Origin of the sequence: Bacillus sp. S3, assembly GCF_005154805.1 — a bacterium.
Taxonomy (GTDB): domain Bacteria; phylum Bacillota; class Bacilli; order Bacillales; family Cytobacillaceae; genus Neobacillus.
In genome coordinates, this window is the sequence record NZ_CP039727.1 from 153598 (window position 1) to 175565 (window position 21968).

Sequence of the window (21968 nt, forward strand, 5' to 3'; positions counted from 1 at the left end):
ATGTCTTTAATAAGGCCTTTTAAAGACAAAACGGTAAAAGAAAGCTAGAGAATTGTCTTTAATAAAGACTATTAAGGACAAAAGCCAGCAAGAAAACAAGAGTAATGTCCTCAATTAATAGTAAGGTGCAAAATAGCGGTTACTATTGTGGATTTACTTGCAAAAACTCTATAATTTCCTGATCGGGTCCTTCATAAAAAACGATCTGCCAGCCATTTTCTAGTGAGTAGGGTCCTTCTATTTTACGGATGTCAGCAAACCGGTTCATCACTTCACCCATATCATTCACTTCAAAACAAATATGAGTCGTTTGAGAGGGTTCCTGCTGCCCGGATATCAACTCCAGCCTGAAGGCACCTAAAGCTAGAAACACAATCTCTTCTCCCATAAAAGAAAAGCGGCATTCTTCCACAAGTCCGAGGTATCTTTTATAGAAGGCAATGGACTGCTCCAAATTGTTCACTTCTAAGGCATAATGATGGAACCGCATGACAAGTGCCTCCTCATCACATAATCAGATTCATATCGCCAAACTCATGCCATAAATAACAGGCGTCAACCGCTTGACCATACGCCTGAAATAGATGCTGTTCTGAAACAAAGGCGGACAGCATATCTAAATGGCTGGCCTTCGGTTCATGGAGACCAGTAATGATACCATCCGCTAGTTTCAATGGATAATGTTGATCGATATAAAGATTGGTCGTCCCTGACAGCGCCCCGCTCACGGCTGCGGTCTCAAGTGCCCTGACCACAGTTGTACCAACCGCAATTACCTTTTTTCCAGCTGCTTTCGTCTGGAGAATCTTTTTCATTGTATGTTCGGAAATTTGATACTCTTCCTCGTTCTCTTCTGGTGTCTGGTGCCATTGATCATCAAGCAAATAGCTTAATCCCGTATGCAATTGAATAAAATCTAGTTGAATATTTTTGCGTCTCAGTTTAAAAAGCAGCTCCCAGCTGAAAGCCCTGCCGGCAGAAGGCATCTCCACGGAACCGGGATGGCAGGCATAAACCGTTTGATAATAATCCAAGTCCCATGGCTGTTCAATATATTCATATCGCACCGGTTCACCGAGTGCATAGATGATATTAAACAGTTCCGTCCCTGCCTTAGTAAACTGAATGAGCTTAAGAGGGGAATTCTGTTTTTCTCCGATCACAGTGGCCGATAATTCAGAAGAAAAGCGTAATCTGTCACCTATATGAACAGGGTTCGCTACGATGAGCGCTTCCCAGGTATCCTCACTTCGACGCCTCGCCAGACGGACTTCCACATCTGATGCTTGTTGGTCCCGCTGCCATTCTGCATGTAAAACCGCGGGGATGGTTCTGCTATTATTCAAAATAACTAAATCCCCGGGCTCGAGATAGTCTGCTAAGTGGAAGAACTGGTCATGCTTGATTTCTCCTGTCCACTTGTCAAGCACCATCATCCGGACATGATCCCTTCGAACGCCCCGTTTTTCAGGGGGGAGGGAAGCATTTAATTCATCAGGGAGATAAAAATCCATCACTTTACTCGCCGCCATTTCTTATACCTCCTCTGACTGGGCGGCAAACCGCTGGCCATTTATTTCTGCAGCCTTTTCCGATGCCAGATATAAAAAGACACCAACGACATCCTCCGGCTTAGCCAATGGGTAATCGAAATCAGGAACAGCCAATTGATGCATCTCTGTGTCCATTTCTCCCGGATCGACCATATTGACCCGTACCTTCGTCTCACTCAATTCATCTGCCCACGTTTGGGTGAGTCCCTCTACTGCAAATTTTGAAATCCCATATGCGCCCCACCCGGCATATCCTGTATGACCGGCTTCAGATGTTACATTAATAATTGAGCCTTGATTCCGTTCAAGCATACCGGGAATGACTCTTCTCGTCACAAGAAACGGTGAAACAGCATTTACCCGGAGCACCTCGGCAAAATCCTCTTCGGGATAATCGAGCAGCAGCGGCATGGGGCTGGGACCCAATATTGAGGCATTATTAATCAAAACATCAATATAGCCGTATGCCTCCTCCGCCATCAAAACAAATCGTTCCACATCCCTGGACTTGGATATATCAGCGGTAACCGTCAGCACTTCCACACCAAAACCTAAAGCTGCTTCCTTCACTTTTTTTAACCCTTCTTCCGACCTGGCACATAACGCCAATCTCGCTCCTTCCTTTGCAAAGGCCAATGCTAGCGCTCTGCCCAATCCTTTCGAAGCTCCAGTAATCATCACTACTTTATTTTTCATTCCCAATCTCCCCTTCATTACTTGATGTCTTAAGCATACCGATTTCTTCCAAACCCTCCCTCAGAAAAAAGAGTGAACTTTTTCTACAACTTTTGGCTGATAAAATGCAAAGAGCCAATCATTTCCTTATTGACAGAATAAAAATAAGGAGGTACACTATGTGTGTAACCGGTTACCTACTTGAATACATTTCAAAAAGGTAACTTCCTGTAATAAGCGTAACCTTCATAAAGTTACGTCTTAAATAATGAAGAGTAACTGATGTGTAACCGGTTACCCAAACGAACACAAACGCATGTCAAAGATATACGTGCCAACAGTAGTAAGCTGCACTTCATTTTATTGACTCCTAATGAGAATAAAGGTAAGCTGTGTGTAACCGGTTACTGATATAAAATGGAGTGAATAAAGTGAATTCAATAAAAGATGTAGCTCATCATGCAGGAGTATCTGTTGCTACTGTGTCTAGGGTATTAAACGCAAAAGGGTACGTGAGTGAGGAAACAAGGAAAAAGGTGGAACAATCGATTCGTGAGTTAAATTACAAGCCGAATGAAGTGGCACGCAGTTTATTTAAGAAACAGTCTAAAACAATCGGCTTAATCGTTCCAGATATAACCAACCCATACTTTCCTGAACTGGCAAGGGCGGTCGAGGATACGGCTTCAAAGCTTGGATATACCGTCATCCTGTGTAATTCCGATGGGAAGGTTGAGAAGGAACAGCATTATTTAGATGTATTAATGCAAAAATATGTGGATGGAATTATTGTATCCTCTAATACTTTACGCGAGGATCAGGTGAATGCGCTTCAAATACCTGTCGTGAGCCTAGACCGTGAAATCAGTAAGGATATTCCAACCATTGTAGTAGAAAATAGTAAGGGAGCACGGCTTGCTACTCAATATTTAAGAAATAAGGGCCGCAGCAGAATTGCTCACATAAGAGGTCCTCTCGCAATCGTCAATGCCAATGAGCGTTGTGAAGGCTATAAACAGATTGTTAGTAACGAACCATGGTTCAGCGAAAGCTACATTGTAAACGGCAACTTTGATATGGAATCCGCCATTGAAGCGACAATGAAGCTCATCCAGCTGCACCCGGAAATCGATGGCATTTTTGCAGCTAATGATACGATGGCAATTGGTGCAATCAAAGCTGTTTACAAACTCGGAAAAAAGACGCCGGAGGATATTGCAATTATTGGTTTCGATGGTATTAGTTTATCAAAGGCAACAACACCGGAACTTACAACAATCGTGCAGCCTATTTACGAAATGGGTGAAAAAGCCGCACAGATGTTAATTGGATTTGTTGAGGAAAAACCAGTCGAGAATACATTTTATCGATTAGATGTTCAACTAGTAGAAAGAGAATCATCATGATTTTAGCACAGGGAGGTAAATGGGTATGAACCTCAAACCAAAAATAACGGTTGTGGGGAGCATTAATATGGATCTAGTAACGATCACAAATCAGCTCCCCAAAATGGGAGAAACACTCATGGGAAGTCAATTTAAAATGAATCCAGGCGGGAAAGGGGCAAACCAAGCAGTTGCCGCCGCCAGACTTGGAGCAGATGTCCGCATGATTGGCTGCGTGGGTAATGACAGCTTTGGTCAAACACTGAAACAACACCTCCACGATGAGGGGGTCAATGTAAGTGATGTGGAACCGGTTACAGGTCAAACTGGAACAGCGACAATTGTTGTTTCAGGCGGCGATAATTGTATCATGGTCGTCCCTGGCGCGAATGAACGGGTTACTGCATCATTTGTGGAATCTAAGCGGGAGGTCATTGCTGAAAGCGATATTCTTATTTTACAGCTGGAAATCCCTTTAGAGGGTGTTCAAAAGGCAGTGGAAATTGCAAGTGAACATGACGTTACGGTTATTTTAAACCCGGCGCCCATCCGCGAACTCCCAGCCGAACTTATTAAAAACATAAATTATCTCACGCCGAATGAACATGAATACATGCTTTTACAAAAAGGGCTGACCGAAACCGAGCTGAAAGAAAAGGTCATCCTAACAAAAGGCAGTCAAGGCGTAGCCTTTTATAAGGAAGACAAAGAGGTCTCCATTCCAGCTTACCAGGTAAACGTTGTCGATACGACAGGGGCAGGTGATTCCTTTAATGGGGGATTTGCGGTTGCACTTGGTTCAGGCCTTTCAGTCTCAGAAGCTTCCCGATTTGGGAATGCAGTTGCCGCCTTGTCCACCACCAAGCTTGGTGCCCAGACAGGCATGCCTAGAAAAGAAGAAGTAGAAGTGTTTAGGAAGCAATTCGAAGGAAATGAACCAAGATAAAAATGCTATTGATTTTATTTACGGGAAAAATAATGAAACTTGGAGGGACGAACAATGACAAAAAGACCTATTATTATTGACACAGATCCTGGAATTGATGATGCAGTTGCCATTGCCGCGGCACTATTTAGTGAAGAATTAGATCTTCGCTTAATTACAACCGTAGCCGGCAACGTCAGCCTTGAAAAAGTAACCAATAATGCCTTGCGCCTGCTTACATTTTTCAACAAAAATGTCCCTGTTGCGATGGGAGCCGATCGGCCGCTGATTAAAGAGCCAATTGACGCTAGTGATATTCATGGGGAAAGCGGAATGGGCGGATATGAATTTGAAGAGCCGTCCTACGACCTTCTTTTAAAAGAAAATGCTGTAACTGCTATGTATAACGTGATTATGTCTAGTGAAGAGCCAGTAACCCTTGTTCCGATTGCGCCATTAACTAATATTGCGCTGCTGTTAAAAACATATCCAGAAGTGAAGAAAAATATTGCCGAAATCGTTATGATGGGTGGTTCCACAGCTCGCGGCAATGCAGGAGTAATGGCTGAGTTCAACGTGTATGCCGATCCTGAAGCAGCAAAAGTCGTCTTCCAAAGCGGAGTACCGATGGTCATGGTTGGTTTGGACTGTGGGTTGAAAGCACTTGTATATCCTGAGGACAGCCAACAATTGAAAGTGATGAACAAGACAGGGGACATGATTTACCATTTGTTTAGTAAATATCGCGGCGGCAGCATGAAAACAGGGCTTAAGATGTACGATAGCTGTGCCATTGCCTATTTATTAAGACCGGAAATGTTTGACGTGGCCGAAACATTTGTGGATGTTGAGATTAATGGTTCTTTGACCTCTGGCTGTACTGTAGTCGATTTAAAAGGTTACCTAGGAAAACCAAGCAATGCAAAGGTTTGTACCGATATTAATCCGGAGATGTTTAAAGAGTGGTTCATGGAGAGCTTATCGCATTGTATTTAAAGATATTCTAAACAGGGAACATGGAGAACTGCCCTTGGGTGTTTCGGGATAAAATAAGATCCCGCAGCACCTAAGGGATTTGAAGATAAAAAAATTTCAATTACAAAAGGGGAAGACTATCATGGGAGCCAACCTTGTAATGTATGCATCTGCCGCAATAGCGGTAGCAGTCGTTATTTATATGTTAATTAAAAAGATGGATATTAAAATTTCCCTTTTCTTAATGGGGATTCTGCTCATTTTGCTTAGTCTGGCGATGGGCAAAGAAATAGCAGTGAAGGATTTTGTCTCAACAGGATCATTCTTGCTCGATCCGCTTCAAGTAATTGTCCAGCAATTTAAAGAGACTTTTGGTGCAGCTGGATTTGTCATCCTTATGCTGGGCGGTTATACAGCATATATGTCTGCCATTGGTGCAAACGATGTTACGGTAAATGTGTTAACCAAGCCGATTTCAAAGTTTAAGTCTGTCTATGTCTTAGTGCCGGTTGTATTTTTACTAGGAAATTTACTTTCCCTTGTTATTCCTAGTGCGTCAAACTTAGCCATTATTTTACTAGCGACATTATTTCCAGTATTAAAACGAGCAGGGATGTCATCATTGACAGCGGCTGCAATTATCGCAACCTCTGCAACGATCATTCCGACCCCATTGGGAAGTGATAATGTTGCAATTGCTCAGGAATTGGCCAAGCACAATTTATTCGCAAATTTAACGGTTACAGATTATGTTTTTAAATACCATGCACTTGTCTCTATTCCTACGTTGATTTTTATCGCACTTGTTCATTTCTTTTGGCAAAGAAGAATGGATAAAAAGGCAGCGGCTAAATCCGGAGCGGAAACAGAGGCAAACATTAAAGTAGAGCAGGCAGCGGTTATTAACGGCGGCAGATTATATAAAACAGTGTATGCGTTACTGCCAATTTTCCCTATTGTGCTTCTCTTAGCTGCGTATGGAATTCAGCTAACTGCTGGGACGGCTATCAATATTAGTGTTGAAGTTGCGACGATTGTCTCCTTTATTCTTGCTATCATCTGTGAGTTAGTCAGAACCAAAGGAAATAAGAAAGTGTTAGCGGACACCGAAACCTTTTTTAAAGGCATGGGCGGAGCGATGTCGATTGTCGCTTTGTTAGTGGCTGCATCTGTTTTTGTAACCGGTTTAAAATCAATTGGATTAATTGATGCGCTTCAACAATCGATGCAAAATACCCAAGGAAAAGGGGTAGATTTCATTTTACCGCTCATATTAGTTGCTGTAACAGCACTGATTACATTATTAAGCGGCAGCGGCCTGGCACTGTTCTTCGCAATGGTTCCTTTAGTTGTTCCATTAGCAGAAGCGGCTGGAATCAACCCTATTGCTATTTCCGTGCCAATGGGATTAGCAGGCAACTTATTTAGAGCAGTATCGCCAGTAGCAGCAGTCGTATTAATTGTTGCGGGAACGGTGAAGGTAGAGCCGATTGAAATCGTGAAAAGGACGTCAGTCCCTATGATTGCAGGCGCGGTATTTATGTTTATTTTATCAATGATCATTTTTATGTAAGTACTGATCTTAAGTGGCTCCCGGCAGAAAGTGGCTGGGAGCTATTTCTTTTGCAGCATTCCTGCGGGCATAAAAAATTGGAAAAAGCCTCTTTGCATTTCTTCCGAAGGCGGGATAAAGACTAGTTCTAAGAGGTGAAAATGAAGTGACTGTGATTACAACCTTTAAAGAAAAAAGACGGGAAAAACAAATAAAATACGAGCGCTCCGTACTGAAGGAGCTATCGATCAATACGCTGAAAGAAAGAGTACGCCATTACTTTGGTTCGACAAAAATTGCCTCAAGCTTTGCGATGAACACAGGAATCGAGGAAGCCTGTTATGATGTTGCACTGGAAGCCTTCCTGTTAGGAGCGAAATTCAGTAAGTTTGGCTATTATGGCGAGGATATGGAAGCAGTACGCTTACGCTGCTTTCGCGAAGAAAAACACCTCATCGATACGCTCTATAACTTTTTACTCTATTGGGGAAATGGAGAAGAAGGCACGATGAGCGAATCACTTTATTATTTATGTGAGCAATATATTCATGTTTGGTGGCGGGAGGGCTACGAAAAAGGCCAAAGACGCCACAAACTCCGCCTTCACTGACACCCATTCTAAAGTTCTAAATGTCCTTCCTGTCCCATATATTTAATTTGAACATGGACGAGCGGGAAGGAATGATTCGGGTGTTAAAACGTAAATGGAAAATCATCAGCTTTATTGCGGGATTAGTTGTTTTATTTTTTATATTACAACATGATTTTTCCGAAAATAATTCATGGAAATCGTGGAATCTCCCATTATCAGGGAAAATCATCCTATTAGATGCAGGTCATGGCGGCCCGGATGGCGGTGCCGGCACCGGTGATACCCTTGAAAAGGATATCGCTTTGGAGATCACGAAGAAAGTCAGGGATTATCTTCAGGAACAAGGGGCGCTTGTCATCATGACAAGGGAAAAGGATGAAGATTTAGCAGACGAAGGAACAAAAGGATATAGCCGAAGAAAAGTGGCAGACTTGAAAAAGAGATTAAAGATAATCAATACATCAGACCATGACCTCTTTGTCAGCATTCATTTAAATGCAATTCCATCTGCAAGATGGAGCGGCGCCCAAACGTTCTATGCCCCACACCATAAGCAGAATGCCAGGGCAGCGAAGTTTATTCAGGATGAATTGCGCAGGAACTTGGAGAACACAACAAGGAAAGCCAAGCCGATCAACCAAGTCTATATTTTAAAACATGCTAAAAAGCCGGGTATACTGGTGGAAGTGGGCTTTCTTTCTAATCCTGGTGAAAAGGCATTATTAAAGAAAGATGACTATCAGGAAAAAGTGGCAGCATCCATTAACATGGGAGTCTTGCGCTATTTTACGAATGAAAAGGAACTAAAAGAAACAGATTAAGGGAGGTGGAAACACCTTCCATTTTTATTTTTAGGACATTGAGAAATGTCCACCTCTAGCGCCCGCTAACCAGAGCGCTTGCGCTTTTCTCTATAATAGTGTGATTCAGTTAACTGTTTCGCCAATAGGTTATGGTATACTTAGAGATGGAAACGAATTCAATAGGTGAGGTGTTTATTATGTTAACAGATGTGAGAATCCGTGAGGTTCTTGGCGGCCTCAAAGAACCATTTTTACATAAAACATTAGCAGAACTAAATGCTATTGAGGAAATTAAAATTAAAGAGGAAAAAAACCATGTCAGTGTGAAGGTGCAGATCGCCAGAACCGGTACAAGTGAACAGCTGCAGCTGCAAACGCAAATCGTTAACCTTTTAAAAGAAGCCGGGGCGGCAACAGTCGGTATTCGTTTTAGCGAGCTTCCAGAAGAAGTACTAGCTGCTAACCGCCAGGCAGAGCCCGAAAAAGAGAAGAATCTTCTTAATTCAACAGATACGACTTTTATTGCGATTGCCAGTGGAAAAGGCGGGGTAGGGAAATCAACCGTTTCTGTGAACCTTGCTGTCGCACTGGCCCGCTTAGGGAAAAAGGTCGGCTTGATTGATGCGGATATTTACGGTTTCAGCGTACCTGATATGATGGGTATTACAAAACGGCCTGTTGTACGCGGTGAAAAGATTATCCCTGTTGAACGTTTCGGTGTACAAGTTATTTCGATGGGTTTCTTTGTGGAAGACAATGCCCCAATTATTTGGCGCGGACCAATGCTTGGAAAAATGTTAAACAGTTTCTTCAATGAGGTGGAGTGGGGAGAAATTGATTATTTACTATTAGATTTACCGCCGGGAACAGGAGACGTTGCCCTTGATGTTCACACGATGCTTCCTGCATGTAAGGAAATCATCGTCACGACACCGCATCCAACGGCTGCCTTTGTTGCTGCCCGTGCAGGTGCAATGGCTCTAAGGACCGAGCATGAGGTGCTTGGTGTCATTGAGAACATGGCCTATTTTGAAAGTAAGCTTACAGGCGAAAAGGAATATGTATTCGGCCGCGGCGGCGGAGATAAATTAGCTGAGGAATTAAATACAGAGGTTCTTGGCCGCTTGCCGCTTAACCAGCCTGATTGGAACGATGATGACTTTGCTCCATCCGTTTATCAGGAAGATCACCAAATCGGAAAAATTTATTTAGAGATTGCTGAAAAGGTCGCAAGCCTTCTGAAAAAATAAGCAAACAAAAGGCCTCTTCTTTATAGTAAGAAGAGGCTTTTTGATTCAGATTGAATTTCGCCTATAAGAATTGACTGGGGGCTGGGGCATTTCAAAATTAACTGCCGCCTGATTTATTGTCGCTGCCGCCTTGATCCGAGCCCCCATCCTTGCTGCTGGACTTGCTTTTTGTTTCCTCAGCTGCCTTCAACAGTAATTCTTCCATTTTGGCTCGGAACAGAGGACTGTCAAGGGTTTCGGAAATGACTTTTTGCAGATGCTCGCGGTATTCCTTACTTTTTAAGGCATCCGCCATTTCCTTCTGAATTTCAGGTTCTTTAAAAACTTCAATCATCATACCTCTATACTCTGGGTCATTCATTAAATCCTTTAATAATTTTTCATTCTCGGACCGCATGTTTTTGGCAACGCCTTTAGCAAATTTAGCATCGCTGAATGTCTTTTTCCAAAATTCAGTTGCCTTATCTGATGTTAAGGTTTGTTCGATGGTGGTGGCGACTACTTGTTGATCCATCACCAGCTTTTCTTTCATCTTATCATCGTCCATTACTTGCTGAATGGCCTTTTTTCCATCATCTGTTTTGAGAATATCCACAACCATTTTTTTCGTTTGATCATAATCGATCTGCCCTCCGCTGCTTGTATCAGTAGCAGAACAGCTTGCCAGAAATAACATGACGGGCAGGAGGAGCAACATACTTTTACCTTTCATTTTCAAGCTCCTTTCACATATCAATCCTTAATTTTAGGATGAAGAAAATTGATGGAGATTATTCGTTAGTAAATGAAATTATGGATTTTTCATATTTAGATTGGTACAATCAGTATGGATTTTATTTTTGTTTCTTGGGGGTTTATAGTGTGACAAGCCGTAATTTGGTAAAGCTTTTTAAAAATACATTAGTTGTTGGCGGGGTCACGACAGTTATTTTTGGGTTGTTTGTTCGCTGGCATGAGCTGCAGTCTTTTTTTATTGATTTTAAAATCCTGGATATAATTTCAGCCATCGCTTGGTTAATGCTGATGGGCTTTCTCTTTAGTGTCATTAGTCAAATGGGCTTTTTTGCGTATTTAACCATCCATCGGTTTGGATTGGGCATCTTTAAATCCGCTTCCTTATGGAACGCTGTTCAAATCGTTCTTATTCTCTTTGGTCTGTTTGATCTCGTCTATTTACGGTATATCAACTTTGCCAAAACGGGTGACTCGATTTTGCCCTTTTTTGTACCAGCTCTCCTCTTATTAGTTGTCGGGCTGGCAGTGGCTTGGCTAAAAAGTAAGGAAACCAATCGTGCGGCGTTTATTCCGGCTTTGTTCTTTATGATTGTTGCTACATTAGTGGAGTGGGTTCCTGTTTTAAGGGAAAATGCTGAAAACTGGTTCTATTTAATGGCCATTGCTTTACTGGCTTGTAATGCATATCAATTATTAATTCTTCATAAATTGAATGCACAATCGGAGCAGGAAAGACAAAGTCGTATAAAACAAACTGGCCCTGTTGCAGAAAAGAATAAGAAAAAGAAGAAAATGACAAAAAAACCGTCCATCTAATGGGCGGTTTTTGTTATAATATCAGAATTTATAAGTTTCGACTTTGAGAAATGTCCAGCGCAAGCGCCCTAGCGGCTAGTGTCCTTCGCTCTCCGCCCTCCGATAAGTCAGCATCAGTTCGCTCCGCTCACTGTGTTTCCTTTATCTCAGTTGGAGCGCTCCAGGCCATACGCTGCTGACCAGGGCGCTTGCGCTTTTCTAGTTACCTAATTTCGTTTGATTGAACGTCCCCGTTTGCGATCATTTCAGAAACGGATACGAGCTTTAATCCTTTTTGTCGAATATCTGCTAAAATCAGCGGCAAGGCTTTTGCCGTTTGTTTAGCGGCATCTGAGGCGTGCAGGAGAATAATATCCCCCTTTTCTGCTTTTTTTACATTTTCAACGATTTTTTCTACCCCGGGATTTTGCCAATCCTTTGAATCAACTTTCCAATGGACAACCGTATACCCATACCTTTTGGCAATTTTCAGCGTACGTTCATCGAAATGCCCTGTCGGTGCACGTAAAAGCTTAATATCCTTCACATTTAACTTTGTAAATGCTTCTTGGGCTTTTGAAATATCCCTGGCAATTTTGCCATCTTCTAAATCCTCATAATCTTCATAGTCATAGCCAAGAATACCAATTTCATATCCCTCTTTTACAATCCGGCTGACTGTGTCGGGGTGCCGTTCAGCCCAAGAACCTGCTAAGAAAAAGGTAGCCGATTTCACATTTTCCTTTTTTAATATATCTAAAATCGGTTCAGCCTTTTCATCTCCCCAGCCAATATTGAACGTTAGCGCAAGGTCTTTCTCTCCGCGATAAATAGCCTTAGAGCCCTCCTTAGTTGAAAAGACAGGAATTTGTGCCATGTTCTCCACGTAAAGAAACCAAGCAGTAAAAAAAGCGGCAATTAAAATCAAACCTACATTCTTTAAAGCCTTCCCGTTTAATACAAAAAAGAAATTCATTCTGAATCCCACCTCGTCCAATACCATCCTTGACTCAAATCTATGCTTGTATTTTTTAAAATATGATTAAAGAATTTTTATTATAATTTATCAATAATTGGAAATGACTACTATAACTAGAAATTTTGCTGGGGGTAATTCGATGTTTGGACTTCTAATTAATCAGAAAGAAGTAAAAGAGATGGAATACCTAATTAAACGAGAAATGGATGAAATTTTATTTGATTTAAGAGATGACAGAATTGATCATATTGTCAAAAGGGCAATGGAAGAGAGATATAAAATCCTATTTGCGTTATTTAGAAGGGTAGCCTCTCCTAATGAATGCCTGAAATATATGAGAAGAGGGAAGAAGGACAGAAAAAAAGGATAAGGTATCGAAAAATCTCTCAATATTTTTTTATAAAAAGCGTTGACACTATTTGATAAACTTGTTATAGTAATAAACGTCGCTGCTGACAGTAAAAAAACAATTTAAAAAAAGTTGTTGACATTACAAATAGCAGATGATATATTAAGAAGGTCGCTTTAAGGCGATAAAGAAATTGATCCTTGAAAACTAAACAAACAAAAACGTCAACAAACAATAATATTAACTTCTTATAGAAGTTAAGCCAACGTTTTATTTTATGAGCTAATCAACTCAACTTTTTTGGAGAGTTTGATCCTGGCTCAGGACGAACGCTGGCGGCGTGCCTAATACATGCAAGTCGAGCGAATCAATGGGAGCTTGCTCCTGTTGATTAGCGGCGGACGGGTGAGTAACACGTGGGCAACCTGCCTGTAAGACTGGGATAACTTCGGGAAACCGGAGCTAATACCGGATAATTCTTTTCCTCTCATGAGGAAAAGCTGAAAGTCGGTTTCGGCTGACACTTACAGATGGGCCCGCGGCGCATTAGCTAGTTGGTGAGGTAACGGCTCACCAAGGCGACGATGCGTAGCCGACCTGAGAGGGTGATCGGCCACACTGGGACTGAGACACGGCCCAGACTCCTACGGGAGGCAGCAGTAGGGAATCTTCCACAATGGACGAAAGTCTGATGGAGCAACGCCGCGTGAGCGATGAAGGCCTTCGGGTCGTAAAGCTCTGTTGTTAGGGAAGAACAAGTATCGGAGTAACTGCCGGTACCTTGACGGTACCTAACCAGAAAGCCACGGCTAACTACGTGCCAGCAGCCGCGGTAATACGTAGGTGGCAAGCGTTGTCCGGAATTATTGGGCGTAAAGCGCGCGCAGGCGGTCCTTTAAGTCTGATGTGAAAGCCCACGGCTCAACCGTGGAGGGTCATTGGAAACTGGGGGACTTGAGTGCAGAAGAGGAAAGCGGAATTCCACGTGTAGCGGTGAAATGCGTAGAGATGTGGAGGAACACCAGTGGCGAAGGCGGCTTTCTGGTCTGTAACTGACGCTGAGGCGCGAAAGCGTGGGGAGCAAACAGGATTAGATACCCTGGTAGTCCACGCCGTAAACGATGAGTGCTAAGTGTTAGGGGGTTTCCGCCCCTTAGTGCTGCAGCTAACGCATTAAGCACTCCGCCTGGGGAGTACGGCCGCAAGGCTGAAACTCAAAGGAATTGACGGGGGCCCGCACAAGCGGTGGAGCATGTGGTTTAATTCGAAGCAACGCGAAGAACCTTACCAGGTCTTGACATCCTCTGACACTCCTAGAGATAGGACGTTCCCCTTCGGGGGACAGAGTGACAGGTGGTGCATGGTTGTCGTCAGCTCGTGTCGTGAGATGTTGGGTTAAGTCCCGCAACGAGCGCAACCCTTGATCTTAGTTGCCAGCATTCAGTTGGGCACTCTAAGGTGACTGCCGGTGACAAACCGGAGGAAGGTGGGGATGACGTCAAATCATCATGCCCCTTATGACCTGGGCTACACACGTGCTACAATGGATGGTACAAAGGGCTGCGAGACCGCAAGGTTTAGCCAATCCCATAAAACCATTCTCAGTTCGGATTGCAGGCTGCAACTCGCCTGCATGAAGCCGGAATCGCTAGTAATCGCGGATCAGCATGCCGCGGTGAATACGTTCCCGGGCCTTGTACACACCGCCCGTCACACCACGAGAGTTTGTAACACCCGAAGTCGGTGGGGTAACCTTTATGGAGCCAGCCGCCTAAGGTGGGACAGATGATTGGGGTGAAGTCGTAACAAGGTAGCCGTATCGGAAGGTGCGGCTGGATCACCTCCTTTCTAAGGATAATGCAGTCCTCTCGGACTGATAATAAGGTTGACGTTTCTTGTTTGTTTAGTTTTGAGGGAGCAATTCTCTCAAGACTTTTTTGTTCCTTGAAAACTAGATAATCGTAAGAAGAAGCAAAGTAAACATCGAGTAATCGCCATTTTAGTTTTTCTCTCTTATTGAATAAGAGTTATAAACCTTTTTAGGTTAAGTTAGAAAGGGCGCACGGTGAATGCCTTGGCACTAGGAGCCGATGAAGGACGGGACTAACACCGATATGCTTCGGGGAGCTGTAAGTAAGCTTTGATCCGGAGATTTCCGAATGGGGAAACCCACTGTTCGTAATGGAACAGTATCTTTACCTGAATACATAGGGTATAGAAGGCATACCCGGGGAACTGAAACATCTAAGTACCCGGAGGAAGAGAAAGCAAACGCGATTCCCTGAGTAGCGGCGAGCGAAACGGGACATAGCCCAAACCAAGAGGCTTGCCTCTTGGGGTTGTAGGACACTCAACATGGAGTTACAAAGGAACGGGGTAAATGAAGCGACCTGGAAAGGTCAGCCAGAGAAGGTAAAAGCCCTGTAGTTGAAACTTCGTTCCCTCCTGAGTGGATCCTGAGTACGGCCGGACACGTGAAATCCGGTCGGAAGCAGGGAGGACCATCTCCCAAGGCTAAATACTCCCTAGTGACCGATAGTGAACCAGTACCGTGAGGGAAAGGTGAAAAGCACCCCGGAAGGGGAGTGAAATAGTTCCTGAAACCGTGTGCCTACAAGTAGTCAGAGCCCGTTTATGGGTGATGGCGTGCCTTTTGTAGAATGAACCGGCGAGTTACGATCCCATGCAAGGTTAAGTTGAAGAGACGGAGCCGCAGCGAAAGCGAGTCTGAATAGGGCGTTTGAGTATGTGGTCGTAGACCCGAAACCAGGTGATCTACCCATGTCCAGGGTGAAGTCCAGGTAACACTGGATGGAGGCCCGAACCCACGCACGTTGAAAAGTGCGGGGATGAGGTGTGGGTAGCGGAGAAATTCCAATCGAACTTGGAGATAGCTGGTTCTCTCCGAAATAGCTTTAGGGCTAGCCTCACGTTGTTAGAGTCTTGGAGGTAGAGCACTGTTTGGACTAGGGGCCCTCATCGGGTTACCGAATTCAGACAAACTCCGAATGCCAAAGACTTATCCGTGGGAGTCAGACTGCGAGTGATAAGATCCGTAGTCGAAAGGGAAACAGCCCAGACCACCAGCTAAGGTCCCAAAGTATACGTTAAGTGGAAAAGGATGTGGAGTTGCTTAGACAACCAGGATGTTGGCTTAGAAGCAGCCACCATTTAAAGAGTGCGTAATAGCTCACTGGTCGAGTGACTCTGCGCCGAAAATGTACCGGGGCTAAACGTATCACCGAAGCTGTGGATTGACACCGTTGGTGTCAGTGGTAGGAGAGCGTTCTAAGGGCGTTGAAGCTAGACCGTAAGGACTGGTGGAGCGCTTAGAAGTGAGAATGCCGGTATGAGTAGCGAAAGATGAGTGAGAATCTCATCCACCGTATGCCTAAGGTTTCCTGAGGAAGGCTCGTCCGCTCAGGGTTAGTCGGGACCTAAGCCGAGGCCGAAAGGCGTAGGCGATGGACAACAGGTTGATATTCCTGTACCACCTATGAATCGTTTGAGTGATGGGGGGACGCAGGAGGATAGGGTAAGCGCGCTGTTGGATATGCGCGTCTAAGCAGTTAGGCTGGTGAACAGGAAAATCCGTTCACCGTAAAGGCTGAGCTGTGACAGCGAGGGAAATTTAGTACCGAAGTTCCTGATTCCACACTGCCAAGAAAAGCCTCTAGCGAGATTCAAGGTGCCCGTACCGCAAACCGACACAGGTAGGCGAGGAGAGAATCCTAAGGTGAGCGAGAGAACTCTCGTTAAGGAACTCGGCAAAATGACCCCGTAACTTCGGGAGAAGGGGTGCTCTTTAGGGTTCATAGCCCTGAAGAGCCGCAGTGAATAGGCCCAGGCGACTGTTTAGCAAAAACACAGGTCTCTGCGAAGCCGCAAGGCGAAGTATAGGGGCTGACGCCTGCCCGGTGCTGGAAGGTTAAGAGGAGGGGTTAGCGCAAGCGAAGCTCTGAATCGAAGCCCCAGTAAACGGCGGCCGTAACTATAACGGTCCTAAGGTAGCGAAATTCCTTGTCGGGTAAGTTCCGACCCGCACGAAAGGCGTAACGATCTGGGCACTGTCTCAACGAGAGACTCGGTGAAATTATAGTACCTGTGAAGATGCAGGTTACCCGCGACAGGACGGAAAGACCCCGTGGAGCTTTACTGTAGCCTGATATTGAATTTTGGTACAGCTTGTACAGGATAGGTAGGAGCCTGAGAAGCCGGAGCGCTAGCTTCGGTGGAGGCGTCGGTGGGATACTACCCTGGCTGTATTGAAATTCTAACCCGCACCCCTGATCGGGGTGGGAGACAGTGTCAGGTGGGCAGTTTGACTGGGGCGGTCGCCTCCTAAAGAGTAACGGAGGCGCCCAAAGGTTCCCTCAGAATGGTTGGAAATCATTCGTAGAGTGTAAAGGCACAAGGGAGCTTGACTGCGAGACCTACAAGTCGAGCAGGGACGAAAGTCGGGCTTAGTGATCCGGTGGTTCCGCATGGAAGGGCCATCGCTCAACGGATAAAAGCTACCCCGGGGATAACAGGCTTATCTCCCCCAAGAGTCCACATCGACGGGGAGGTTTGGCACCTCGATGTCGGCTCATCGCATCCTGGGGCTGTAGTCGGTCCCAAGGGTTGGGCTGTTCGCCCATTAAAGCGGTACGCGAGCTGGGTTCAGAACGTCGTGAGACAGTTCGGTCCCTATCCGTCGTGGGCGCAGGAAATTTGAGAGGAGCTGTCCTTAGTACGAGAGGACCGGGATGGACGCACCGCTGGTGTACCAGTTGTCTTGCCAAAGGCATCGCTGGGTAGCTATGTGCGGACGGGATAAGTGCTGAAAGCATCTAAGCATGAAGCCCCCCTCAAGATGAGATTTCCCATAGCGTCAAGCTAGTAAGATCCCTGAAAGATGATCAGGTTGATAGGTCAGAGGTGGAAGCGTGGCGACATGTGGAGCTGACTGATACTAATCGATCGAGGACTTAACCATTTTTAAGTGGTTGAACTCGTTTTTACAAAAACTTCTTCTGCATTATCTAGTTTTGAGGGAATGAAAAATTTCTCTTGCAAAAAGTAAAATAGACATTATAATAAATAGTGTCTAAAAAAATAGTCTGGTAACAATGGCGAGAAGGTCACACCCGTTCCCATACCGAACACGGAAGTTAAGCTTCTCAGCGCCGATGGTAGTTGGGACATGCGTCCCTGTGAGAGTAGGACGTTGCCAGGCTATATACTATCGTTCCGCAGTAGCTCAGTGGTAGAGCTATCGGCTGTTAACCGATCGGTCGTAGGTTCGAGTCCTACCTGCGGAGCCATTTTTATGCAGCTAAGAATATCAGCTATGCTTCCATAGCTCAGTAGGTAGAGCACTTCCATGGTAAGGAAGAGGTCAGCGGTTCGAGCCCGCTTGGAAGCTTACCTATTTTAATAACATTCGGCCCCTTGGTCAAGCGGTTAAGACACCGCCCTTTCACGGCGGTAACACGGGTTCGAATCCCGTAGGGGTCACCATTTTGGAGGATTAGCTCAGCTGGGAGAGCATCTGCCTTACAAGCAGAGGGTCGGCGGTTCGATCCCGTCATCCTCCACCATAATATCTTTATGTTAACACTATATTTTTTAAACCATATGCCGGGGTAGCTCAATTGGTAGAGCAACTGACTTGTAATCAGTAGGTTGGGGGTTCAAGTCCTCTCGCCGGCACCTTTTTTAAATTGAATATGGAGGGGTAGCGAAGTGGCTAAACGCGGCGGACTGTAAATCCGCTCCCTCCGGGTTCGGCGGTTCGAATCCGTCCCCCTCCACCATTCATATTTTTAAAAATAATGGACATACTAGATTTAATTACTTCTTATTGGGCTATAGCCAAGCGGTAAGGCATCGCACTTTGACTGCGACATGCGTTGGTTCAAATCCAGCTAGCCCAGCCATGAGCCATTAGCTCAGTTGGTAGAGCATCTGACTTTTAATCAGAGGGTCGAAGGTTCGAGTCCTTCATGGCTCATAACTTATAGGTAAAAGCCCAGACGAATTTTTTCTTTTGGGTTTTTATCTGTGAATATGCGGAAGTAGTTCAGTGGTAGAACACCACCTTGCCAAGGTGGGGGTCGCGGGTTCGAATCCCGTCTTCCGCTCCAATTGAATACGGGGCCTTAGCTCAGCTGGGAGAGCGCCTGCTTTGCACGCAGGAGGTCAGCGGTTCGATCCCGCTAGGCTCCACCATCACACTACATATTTCGCTTTAAATCAGGTTGCTGATTTAAGGCTTTTTTTATTTTTATATGTCTATTTTTCGAGCAAAAGGGTTCCAATGGCTCATATTGGGGCCCGTTCCAGCAAAAAGATAAAGCAAAGGGGTTCCAATAGCCAGTATTGGAGCCCGTTCCAGCAAAAAAATAAAGCGAAAGGGTTCCAATAGACCGTATTGGAACCCTTTCTGCCTAAATCTTCGCACAAAAGTATTCCAGCAGCCCTTATGATTCAGAGCCTGCTTTTTGATATTCTCCGCATATATATACACCATTTTGTCGAGTTGAGTCATTCCTATGAAAGCGGTTAAAATAGTACCTATAAAGAGCTAGGGGGAATGCGAGAGATGAGCAGAAAACTTTCGATAATTGGGATGCCGATGGATTTAGGGCAAATGCGCCGCGGGGTTGATATGGGGCCGAGTGCCATCCGTTATGCAGGGATTAATGAACGACTAACACCTCTTTTTGATGAAATTCATGATTTAGGAGACATACCAATCGGGAGACCCGAAGTAGTTGTAGACGAAGAATCCAACTTGAGAAATTTAGATTTAGTGGCTGAAAAAACCTCCATGCTTGCTGAAAAGGTGGATGAAGCCGTGCAATCAGGTGCATTTCCACTGGTCCTTGGTGGTGACCATAGCATTGCAATCGGGACATTAGCCGGCGTTTCCAAACACTTCAAGAACCTTGGCGTGATTTGGTACGATGCCCACGGTGATTTGAATACAGCGGAGACAAGCCCGTCTGGAAACATCCATGGGATGCCCTTAGCAGCCAGCATTGGATTAGGGCACAAGAAATTAACGGAAATTGGCGGATACGCTCCAAAGGTTAAACCTGAGAATGTAGTAATCATTGGTGCCAGATCACTTGATGAAGGGGAAAGAATCTTAATTAAAGAAGCAGGAATAAAGGTTTATACGATGCACGAAATTGACCGGATGGGAATGGCGAAGGTTATGGAAGAAACGATTGCCTACCTTAAGGAAAGAACTGATGGTGTTCATCTCTCTCTTGATTTAGATGGTTTGGATCCAAGTGAATGTCCTGGTGTGGGTACACCGGTCATGGGCGGCATCAGCTACCGTGAAAGCCATCTGGCAATGGAAATGCTGGAAGAAGCAAAGATTATTACTTCAGCGGAATTTGTGGAAGTAAACCCAATATTAGATGAAAAAAATAAAACAGCCTCTGTTGCTGTCGGGTTAATGGGTTCATTATTCGGTGAAAAACTTTTATAAAGAAGGTTCTGTTATAGTTTATTGTTGATTTTTTACCACTGTTGATTGGAGCGGAAGCCGCGAGACTCCCGCGGGAACAGCGGGACAGGAGAGACCCCACAGGCGCTTTAGCGCCGAGGAGGTTCACCGCCCGCCCCGCGGAAAGCGAAGCGGATGTAGCGGAAATCAACAGCCACGTTTAACAGAGCCATAAAGAAAAAGGCAGCTGCAAACCGAACCATTGCAGCTGCCTATCTTTTATGTAGTAATTGATTTAATAAATGATCCAGTCTCTTACTTGTTTCGATTACCTGATGATTGCTTAATGAAGTTTCTGATGCTAATTGAACCATTTTGTCTCGGCAATTTTCAATTTCCTTCATTAAATCGCGAAATTCCGCACTCATACATGCCGTCACATCCCTATTTTTTAACCTGCGATTGCGGGGAGATTCCCACAAATTGAAGTATTACCCTATTATTTGTATTTCCCCTAGGAAAAACTTTAAACTTATTTTACCCCCCTTTAGTAAATTTTTGTTAAAATTATAGGGATTAAGAAGTTTTTCGTGGAAAACGAAACTTTTTCGCTAGCGATTCGTATTATCGTATAGCAGCATTGGAGCTGAGGGAACTTAATGGAAGCTATTGTAAAAAAGAGAATAAAGCAAGTCATCAAAGGTGATCAGGATGCCTATGGTGAAATCGTTGAAATATATAAAAATAGTGTTTATCAGCTATGTTTTAGAATGCTCGGAAATCGCCACGAAGCAGAGGACATGGCGCAGGAGGCATTTATCCGTGCGTATGTGAATATCCGCTCGTTTAACCAGGATTTGAAATTTTCCACATGGCTTTTTCGGATTGCCACCAATCTTTGTATTGATCGAATGCGAAAAAAGAAACCCGATCATTATTTAGATGCAGAGGTAGCTGGAACAGAAGGATTAACCATGTATTCACAGGTTCCTTCCAACACACCGCTTCCGGAGTCGGAGGTAGAGAGTTTAGAACTGCATGAGACGGTGCAGAAGGAAATTTTAAAGCTGCCGGAAAAATACCGGTCTCCCATTGTATTAAAATACATTGAAGAGATGTCCTTAAATGAAATAAGTGAAATTCTTGACTTGCCTCTCGGAACTGTAAAAACAAGAATTCACCGCGGCCGTGAAGCATTAAGACAACAATTACGATATGTGTGATAGAGGTGAAACCAAATATGTGTCCAGAACAGATCATCGAACTAATGCACGAATACCTAGACGAAGAAATTGAGCCTGAAAAGGAACGAATTTTACGGGAACACCTCCAAAGCTGTAAAGAATGTGAAGAGATTTTTAATGAATTAAAAAAGACGATTGCCTTTGTCGAAAGTCTATCACATATGCAGGCTCCCGCAGATTTTACAGCCAATGTATTGGCGCGACTGCCGAAAGAAAAGAAAAAAGTTTCGATGCAGCGCTGGTTAAGAAACCATCCAATGCTAGCGGCTGCCTCTGTTTTCATAATATTAATGGTGGGAAGTTTGTTTTCCACCTGGAGTCAAGACCGTGAATTTTCTGTATCAAAGCAAGAGAATTTAGTCGTCAAAAATAATACTGTCATTGTTCCCAAGGGGGAAACGGTCAAAGGGGATGTGGTCGTTCGCAATGGGAAATTGAAAATAGAAGGTGAAGTCCAAGGGGATGTAACAGTCATTAATGGGGAAAAGTACCTTGCCTCAGCCGGTCACGTCACAGGACAAATTGAAGAAGTAAATGAAGTCTTTGACTGGATTTGGTATCATATGAAAAAGACAGCGCAAGAGGTCATTGATATCTTTGACCAGCCGGAAACCCAATAAAAACAAATCACTCGCACTAGAGTGATTTGTTTTTTTAACCAGTAACATATAATAGGGGTAAGGTGTACGTTTCACTTTATGGTATAATAAAT

General features: G+C 44.3%; 18 protein-coding genes, 10 tRNA genes and 3 rRNA genes. 25 read left to right on the forward strand and 6 right to left on the reverse strand.

Going from position 1 to position 21968, the window contains the following annotated elements; translation table 11 throughout:
• Positions 1-142 precede the first annotated feature (142 nt).
• Genes FAY30_RS00820 through FAY30_RS00830 form a run of 3 tightly spaced genes read right to left on the reverse strand, consistent with a single transcriptional unit; the run spans position 143 to position 2249 of the window.
• Positions 143-490, reverse strand: coding sequence for a VOC family protein (locus FAY30_RS00820; protein ID WP_149868131.1), 348 nt, complete (start codon positions 488-490; stop codon positions 143-145).
• Positions 491-506: 16 nt separating this feature from the next.
• Complete coding sequence (locus tag FAY30_RS00825; RefSeq protein ID WP_149868132.1) at positions 507-1532, reverse strand: S-adenosylmethionine:tRNA ribosyltransferase-isomerase; 1026 nt, start codon at positions 1530-1532, stop codon at positions 507-509.
• Between the two features lie 3 nt (positions 1533-1535).
• The gene (locus FAY30_RS00830) at positions 1536-2249 is read right to left on the reverse strand and encodes an SDR family NAD(P)-dependent oxidoreductase (protein ID WP_149868133.1); all 714 of its coding nucleotides are present in this window, start codon (positions 2247-2249) and stop codon (positions 1536-1538) included.
• Between the two features lie 410 nt (positions 2250-2659).
• Between FAY30_RS00830 and FAY30_RS00835 the strand changes: the two genes are divergently transcribed.
• The 7 genes from FAY30_RS00835 (at position 2660) to FAY30_RS00865 (ending at position 9710) form a co-directional block, all read left to right on the forward strand.
• Positions 2660-3634 (forward strand): LacI family DNA-binding transcriptional regulator, encoded by a 975-nt coding sequence (locus tag FAY30_RS00835; RefSeq protein WP_149868134.1) that lies wholly within the window; start codon positions 2660-2662, stop codon positions 3632-3634.
• A 25-nt stretch (positions 3635-3659) separates the two neighbouring features.
• The gene (gene rbsK / locus FAY30_RS00840) at positions 3660-4559 is read left to right on the forward strand and encodes a ribokinase (RefSeq protein WP_149868135.1); all 900 of its coding nucleotides are present in this window, start codon (positions 3660-3662) and stop codon (positions 4557-4559) included.
• A 54-nt stretch (positions 4560-4613) separates the two neighbouring features.
• Positions 4614-5534: a ribonucleoside hydrolase RihC gene (gene rihC / locus FAY30_RS00845; protein ID WP_149868136.1), complete on the forward strand. Its 921-nt coding sequence runs from the start codon at positions 4614-4616 to the stop codon at positions 5532-5534.
• 121 nt (positions 5535-5655) lie between these two features.
• The gene (gene dcuC / locus FAY30_RS00850) at positions 5656-7086 is read left to right on the forward strand and encodes a C4-dicarboxylate transporter DcuC (protein ID WP_149868137.1); all 1431 of its coding nucleotides are present in this window, start codon (positions 5656-5658) and stop codon (positions 7084-7086) included.
• 145 nt (positions 7087-7231) lie between these two features.
• On the forward strand, positions 7232-7675 hold the full coding sequence (locus FAY30_RS00855) for a YbaK family protein (protein ID WP_149868138.1): 444 nt from the start codon (positions 7232-7234) through the stop codon (positions 7673-7675).
• 80 nt (positions 7676-7755) lie between these two features.
• Positions 7756-8478: an N-acetylmuramoyl-L-alanine amidase CwlD gene (gene cwlD, locus FAY30_RS00860; protein ID WP_317845683.1), complete on the forward strand. Its 723-nt coding sequence runs from the start codon at positions 7756-7758 to the stop codon at positions 8476-8478.
• 179 nt (positions 8479-8657) lie between these two features.
• Positions 8658-9710, forward strand: a complete 1053-nt coding sequence (locus tag FAY30_RS00865) for an Mrp/NBP35 family ATP-binding protein (RefSeq protein WP_149868139.1) — start codon at positions 8658-8660, stop codon at positions 9708-9710.
• Between the two features lie 97 nt (positions 9711-9807).
• Here the strand turns inward: FAY30_RS00865 and gerD are convergent, their stop codons facing one another.
• Complete coding sequence (gene gerD, locus FAY30_RS00870; protein WP_223820858.1) at positions 9808-10422, reverse strand: spore germination lipoprotein GerD; 615 nt, start codon at positions 10420-10422, stop codon at positions 9808-9810.
• A gap of 149 nt (positions 10423-10571) precedes the next feature.
• Between gerD and FAY30_RS00875 the strand changes: the two genes are divergently transcribed.
• Positions 10572-11261 (forward strand): KinB-signaling pathway activation protein, encoded by a 690-nt coding sequence (locus tag FAY30_RS00875; protein WP_149872548.1) that lies wholly within the window; start codon positions 10572-10574, stop codon positions 11259-11261.
• Positions 11262-11463: 202 nt separating this feature from the next.
• Here FAY30_RS00875 and pdaB read toward each other — a convergent pair whose 3' ends face one another.
• Complete coding sequence (gene pdaB / locus FAY30_RS00880) at positions 11464-12216, reverse strand: polysaccharide deacetylase family sporulation protein PdaB (RefSeq protein WP_149868140.1); 753 nt, start codon at positions 12214-12216, stop codon at positions 11464-11466.
• 142 nt (positions 12217-12358) lie between these two features.
• Between pdaB and FAY30_RS00885 the strand changes: the two genes are divergently transcribed.
• The 15 genes from FAY30_RS00885 (at position 12359) to rocF (ending at position 20054) form a co-directional block, all read left to right on the forward strand.
• Positions 12359-12589: a hypothetical protein gene (locus FAY30_RS00885; protein WP_149868141.1), complete on the forward strand. Its 231-nt coding sequence runs from the start codon at positions 12359-12361 to the stop codon at positions 12587-12589.
• Positions 12590-12865: 276 nt separating this feature from the next.
• A 16S ribosomal RNA gene (locus FAY30_RS00890) occupies positions 12866-14416 on the forward strand.
• Between the two features lie 194 nt (positions 14417-14610).
• A 23S ribosomal RNA gene (locus tag FAY30_RS00895) occupies positions 14611-17546 on the forward strand.
• A 123-nt stretch (positions 17547-17669) separates the two neighbouring features.
• Positions 17670-17786: ribosomal RNA gene (gene rrf / locus FAY30_RS00900) — 5S ribosomal RNA — on the forward strand.
• The 16S, 23S and 5S rRNA genes sit together here with 10 tRNA genes alongside, the layout of an rRNA operon.
• Before the next feature lie 13 nt (positions 17787-17799).
• Positions 17800-17874, forward strand: a tRNA-Asn gene (locus FAY30_RS00905).
• Positions 17875-17902: 28 nt separating this feature from the next.
• A tRNA-Thr gene (locus tag FAY30_RS00910) sits at positions 17903-17975 on the forward strand.
• A 20-nt stretch (positions 17976-17995) separates the two neighbouring features.
• Positions 17996-18070: transfer RNA gene (locus FAY30_RS00915), tRNA-Glu, on the forward strand.
• 4 nt (positions 18071-18074) lie between these two features.
• A tRNA-Val gene (locus FAY30_RS00920) sits at positions 18075-18150 on the forward strand.
• A gap of 39 nt (positions 18151-18189) precedes the next feature.
• Positions 18190-18262: transfer RNA gene (locus tag FAY30_RS00925), tRNA-Thr, on the forward strand.
• A gap of 19 nt (positions 18263-18281) precedes the next feature.
• Positions 18282-18366, forward strand: a tRNA-Tyr gene (locus FAY30_RS00930).
• 48 nt (positions 18367-18414) lie between these two features.
• Positions 18415-18489 (forward strand) — tRNA-Gln (locus FAY30_RS00935).
• A gap of 1 nt (position 18490) precedes the next feature.
• Positions 18491-18563: transfer RNA gene (locus FAY30_RS00940), tRNA-Lys, on the forward strand.
• A gap of 58 nt (positions 18564-18621) precedes the next feature.
• Positions 18622-18696, forward strand: a tRNA-Gly gene (locus FAY30_RS00945).
• 9 nt (positions 18697-18705) lie between these two features.
• Positions 18706-18781: transfer RNA gene (locus FAY30_RS00950), tRNA-Ala, on the forward strand.
• A gap of 373 nt (positions 18782-19154) precedes the next feature.
• The gene (gene rocF, locus FAY30_RS00955; RefSeq protein ID WP_149868142.1) at positions 19155-20054 is read left to right on the forward strand and encodes an arginase; all 900 of its coding nucleotides are present in this window, start codon (positions 19155-19157) and stop codon (positions 20052-20054) included.
• Between the two features lie 230 nt (positions 20055-20284).
• Here the strand turns inward: rocF and FAY30_RS00960 are convergent, their stop codons facing one another.
• Positions 20285-20440 carry an aspartyl-phosphate phosphatase Spo0E family protein gene (locus FAY30_RS00960; protein WP_149868143.1) on the reverse strand — a complete coding sequence of 52 codons (156 nt, stop codon included), beginning with the start codon at positions 20438-20440 and terminating at the stop codon, positions 20285-20287.
• Positions 20441-20671: 231 nt separating this feature from the next.
• Between FAY30_RS00960 and sigW the strand changes: the two genes are divergently transcribed.
• Together sigW and rsiW are read left to right on the forward strand one after the other, a co-directional pair.
• Positions 20672-21235, forward strand: a complete 564-nt coding sequence (sigW, locus tag FAY30_RS00965; RefSeq protein ID WP_149868144.1) for an RNA polymerase sigma factor SigW — start codon at positions 20672-20674, stop codon at positions 21233-21235.
• A gap of 17 nt (positions 21236-21252) precedes the next feature.
• A complete protein-coding gene (rsiW, locus tag FAY30_RS00970) occupies positions 21253-21876 on the forward strand; it encodes an anti-sigma-W factor RsiW (protein WP_149868145.1) in 624 nt (207 codons plus the stop codon).
• The last annotated feature ends 92 nt before the right edge of the window (positions 21877-21968 follow it).

Bases quoted from the DNA above. Each gene is read 5' to 3' on its own strand.
- FAY30_RS00830 (WP_149868133.1), bottom strand. From the start codon at position 2,249: ATGAAAAATAAAGTAGTGATGATTACTGGAGCTTCGAAAGGATTGGGC.
- rihC (WP_149868136.1), top strand. From the start codon at position 4,614: ATGACAAAAAGACCTATTATTATTGACACAGATCCTGGAATTGATGAT.
- rsiW (WP_149868145.1), top strand. From the start codon at position 21,253: ATGTGTCCAGAACAGATCATCGAACTAATGCACGAATACCTAGACGAA.
- pdaB (WP_149868140.1), bottom strand. From the start codon at position 12,216: ATGAATTTCTTTTTTGTATTAAACGGGAAGGCTTTAAAGAATGTAGGT.
- FAY30_RS00960 (WP_149868143.1), bottom strand. From the start codon at position 20,440: ATGAGTGCGGAATTTCGCGATTTAATGAAGGAAATTGAAAATTGCCGA.
- gerD (WP_223820858.1), bottom strand. From the start codon at position 10,422: ATGAAAGGTAAAAGTATGTTGCTCCTCCTGCCCGTCATGTTATTTCTG.
- dcuC (WP_149868137.1), top strand. From the start codon at position 5,656: ATGGGAGCCAACCTTGTAATGTATGCATCTGCCGCAATAGCGGTAGCA.
- rocF (WP_149868142.1), top strand. From the start codon at position 19,155: ATGAGCAGAAAACTTTCGATAATTGGGATGCCGATGGATTTAGGGCAA.
- FAY30_RS00865 (WP_149868139.1), top strand. From the start codon at position 8,658: ATGTTAACAGATGTGAGAATCCGTGAGGTTCTTGGCGGCCTCAAAGAA.
- sigW (WP_149868144.1), top strand. From the start codon at position 20,672: ATGGAAGCTATTGTAAAAAAGAGAATAAAGCAAGTCATCAAAGGTGAT.
- FAY30_RS00825 (WP_149868132.1), bottom strand. From the start codon at position 1,532: ATGGCGGCGAGTAAAGTGATGGATTTTTATCTCCCTGATGAATTAAAT.
- rbsK (WP_149868135.1), top strand. From the start codon at position 3,660: ATGAACCTCAAACCAAAAATAACGGTTGTGGGGAGCATTAATATGGAT.
- FAY30_RS00885 (WP_149868141.1), top strand. From the start codon at position 12,359: ATGTTTGGACTTCTAATTAATCAGAAAGAAGTAAAAGAGATGGAATAC.
- FAY30_RS00820 (WP_149868131.1), bottom strand. From the start codon at position 490: ATGCGGTTCCATCATTATGCCTTAGAAGTGAACAATTTGGAGCAGTCC.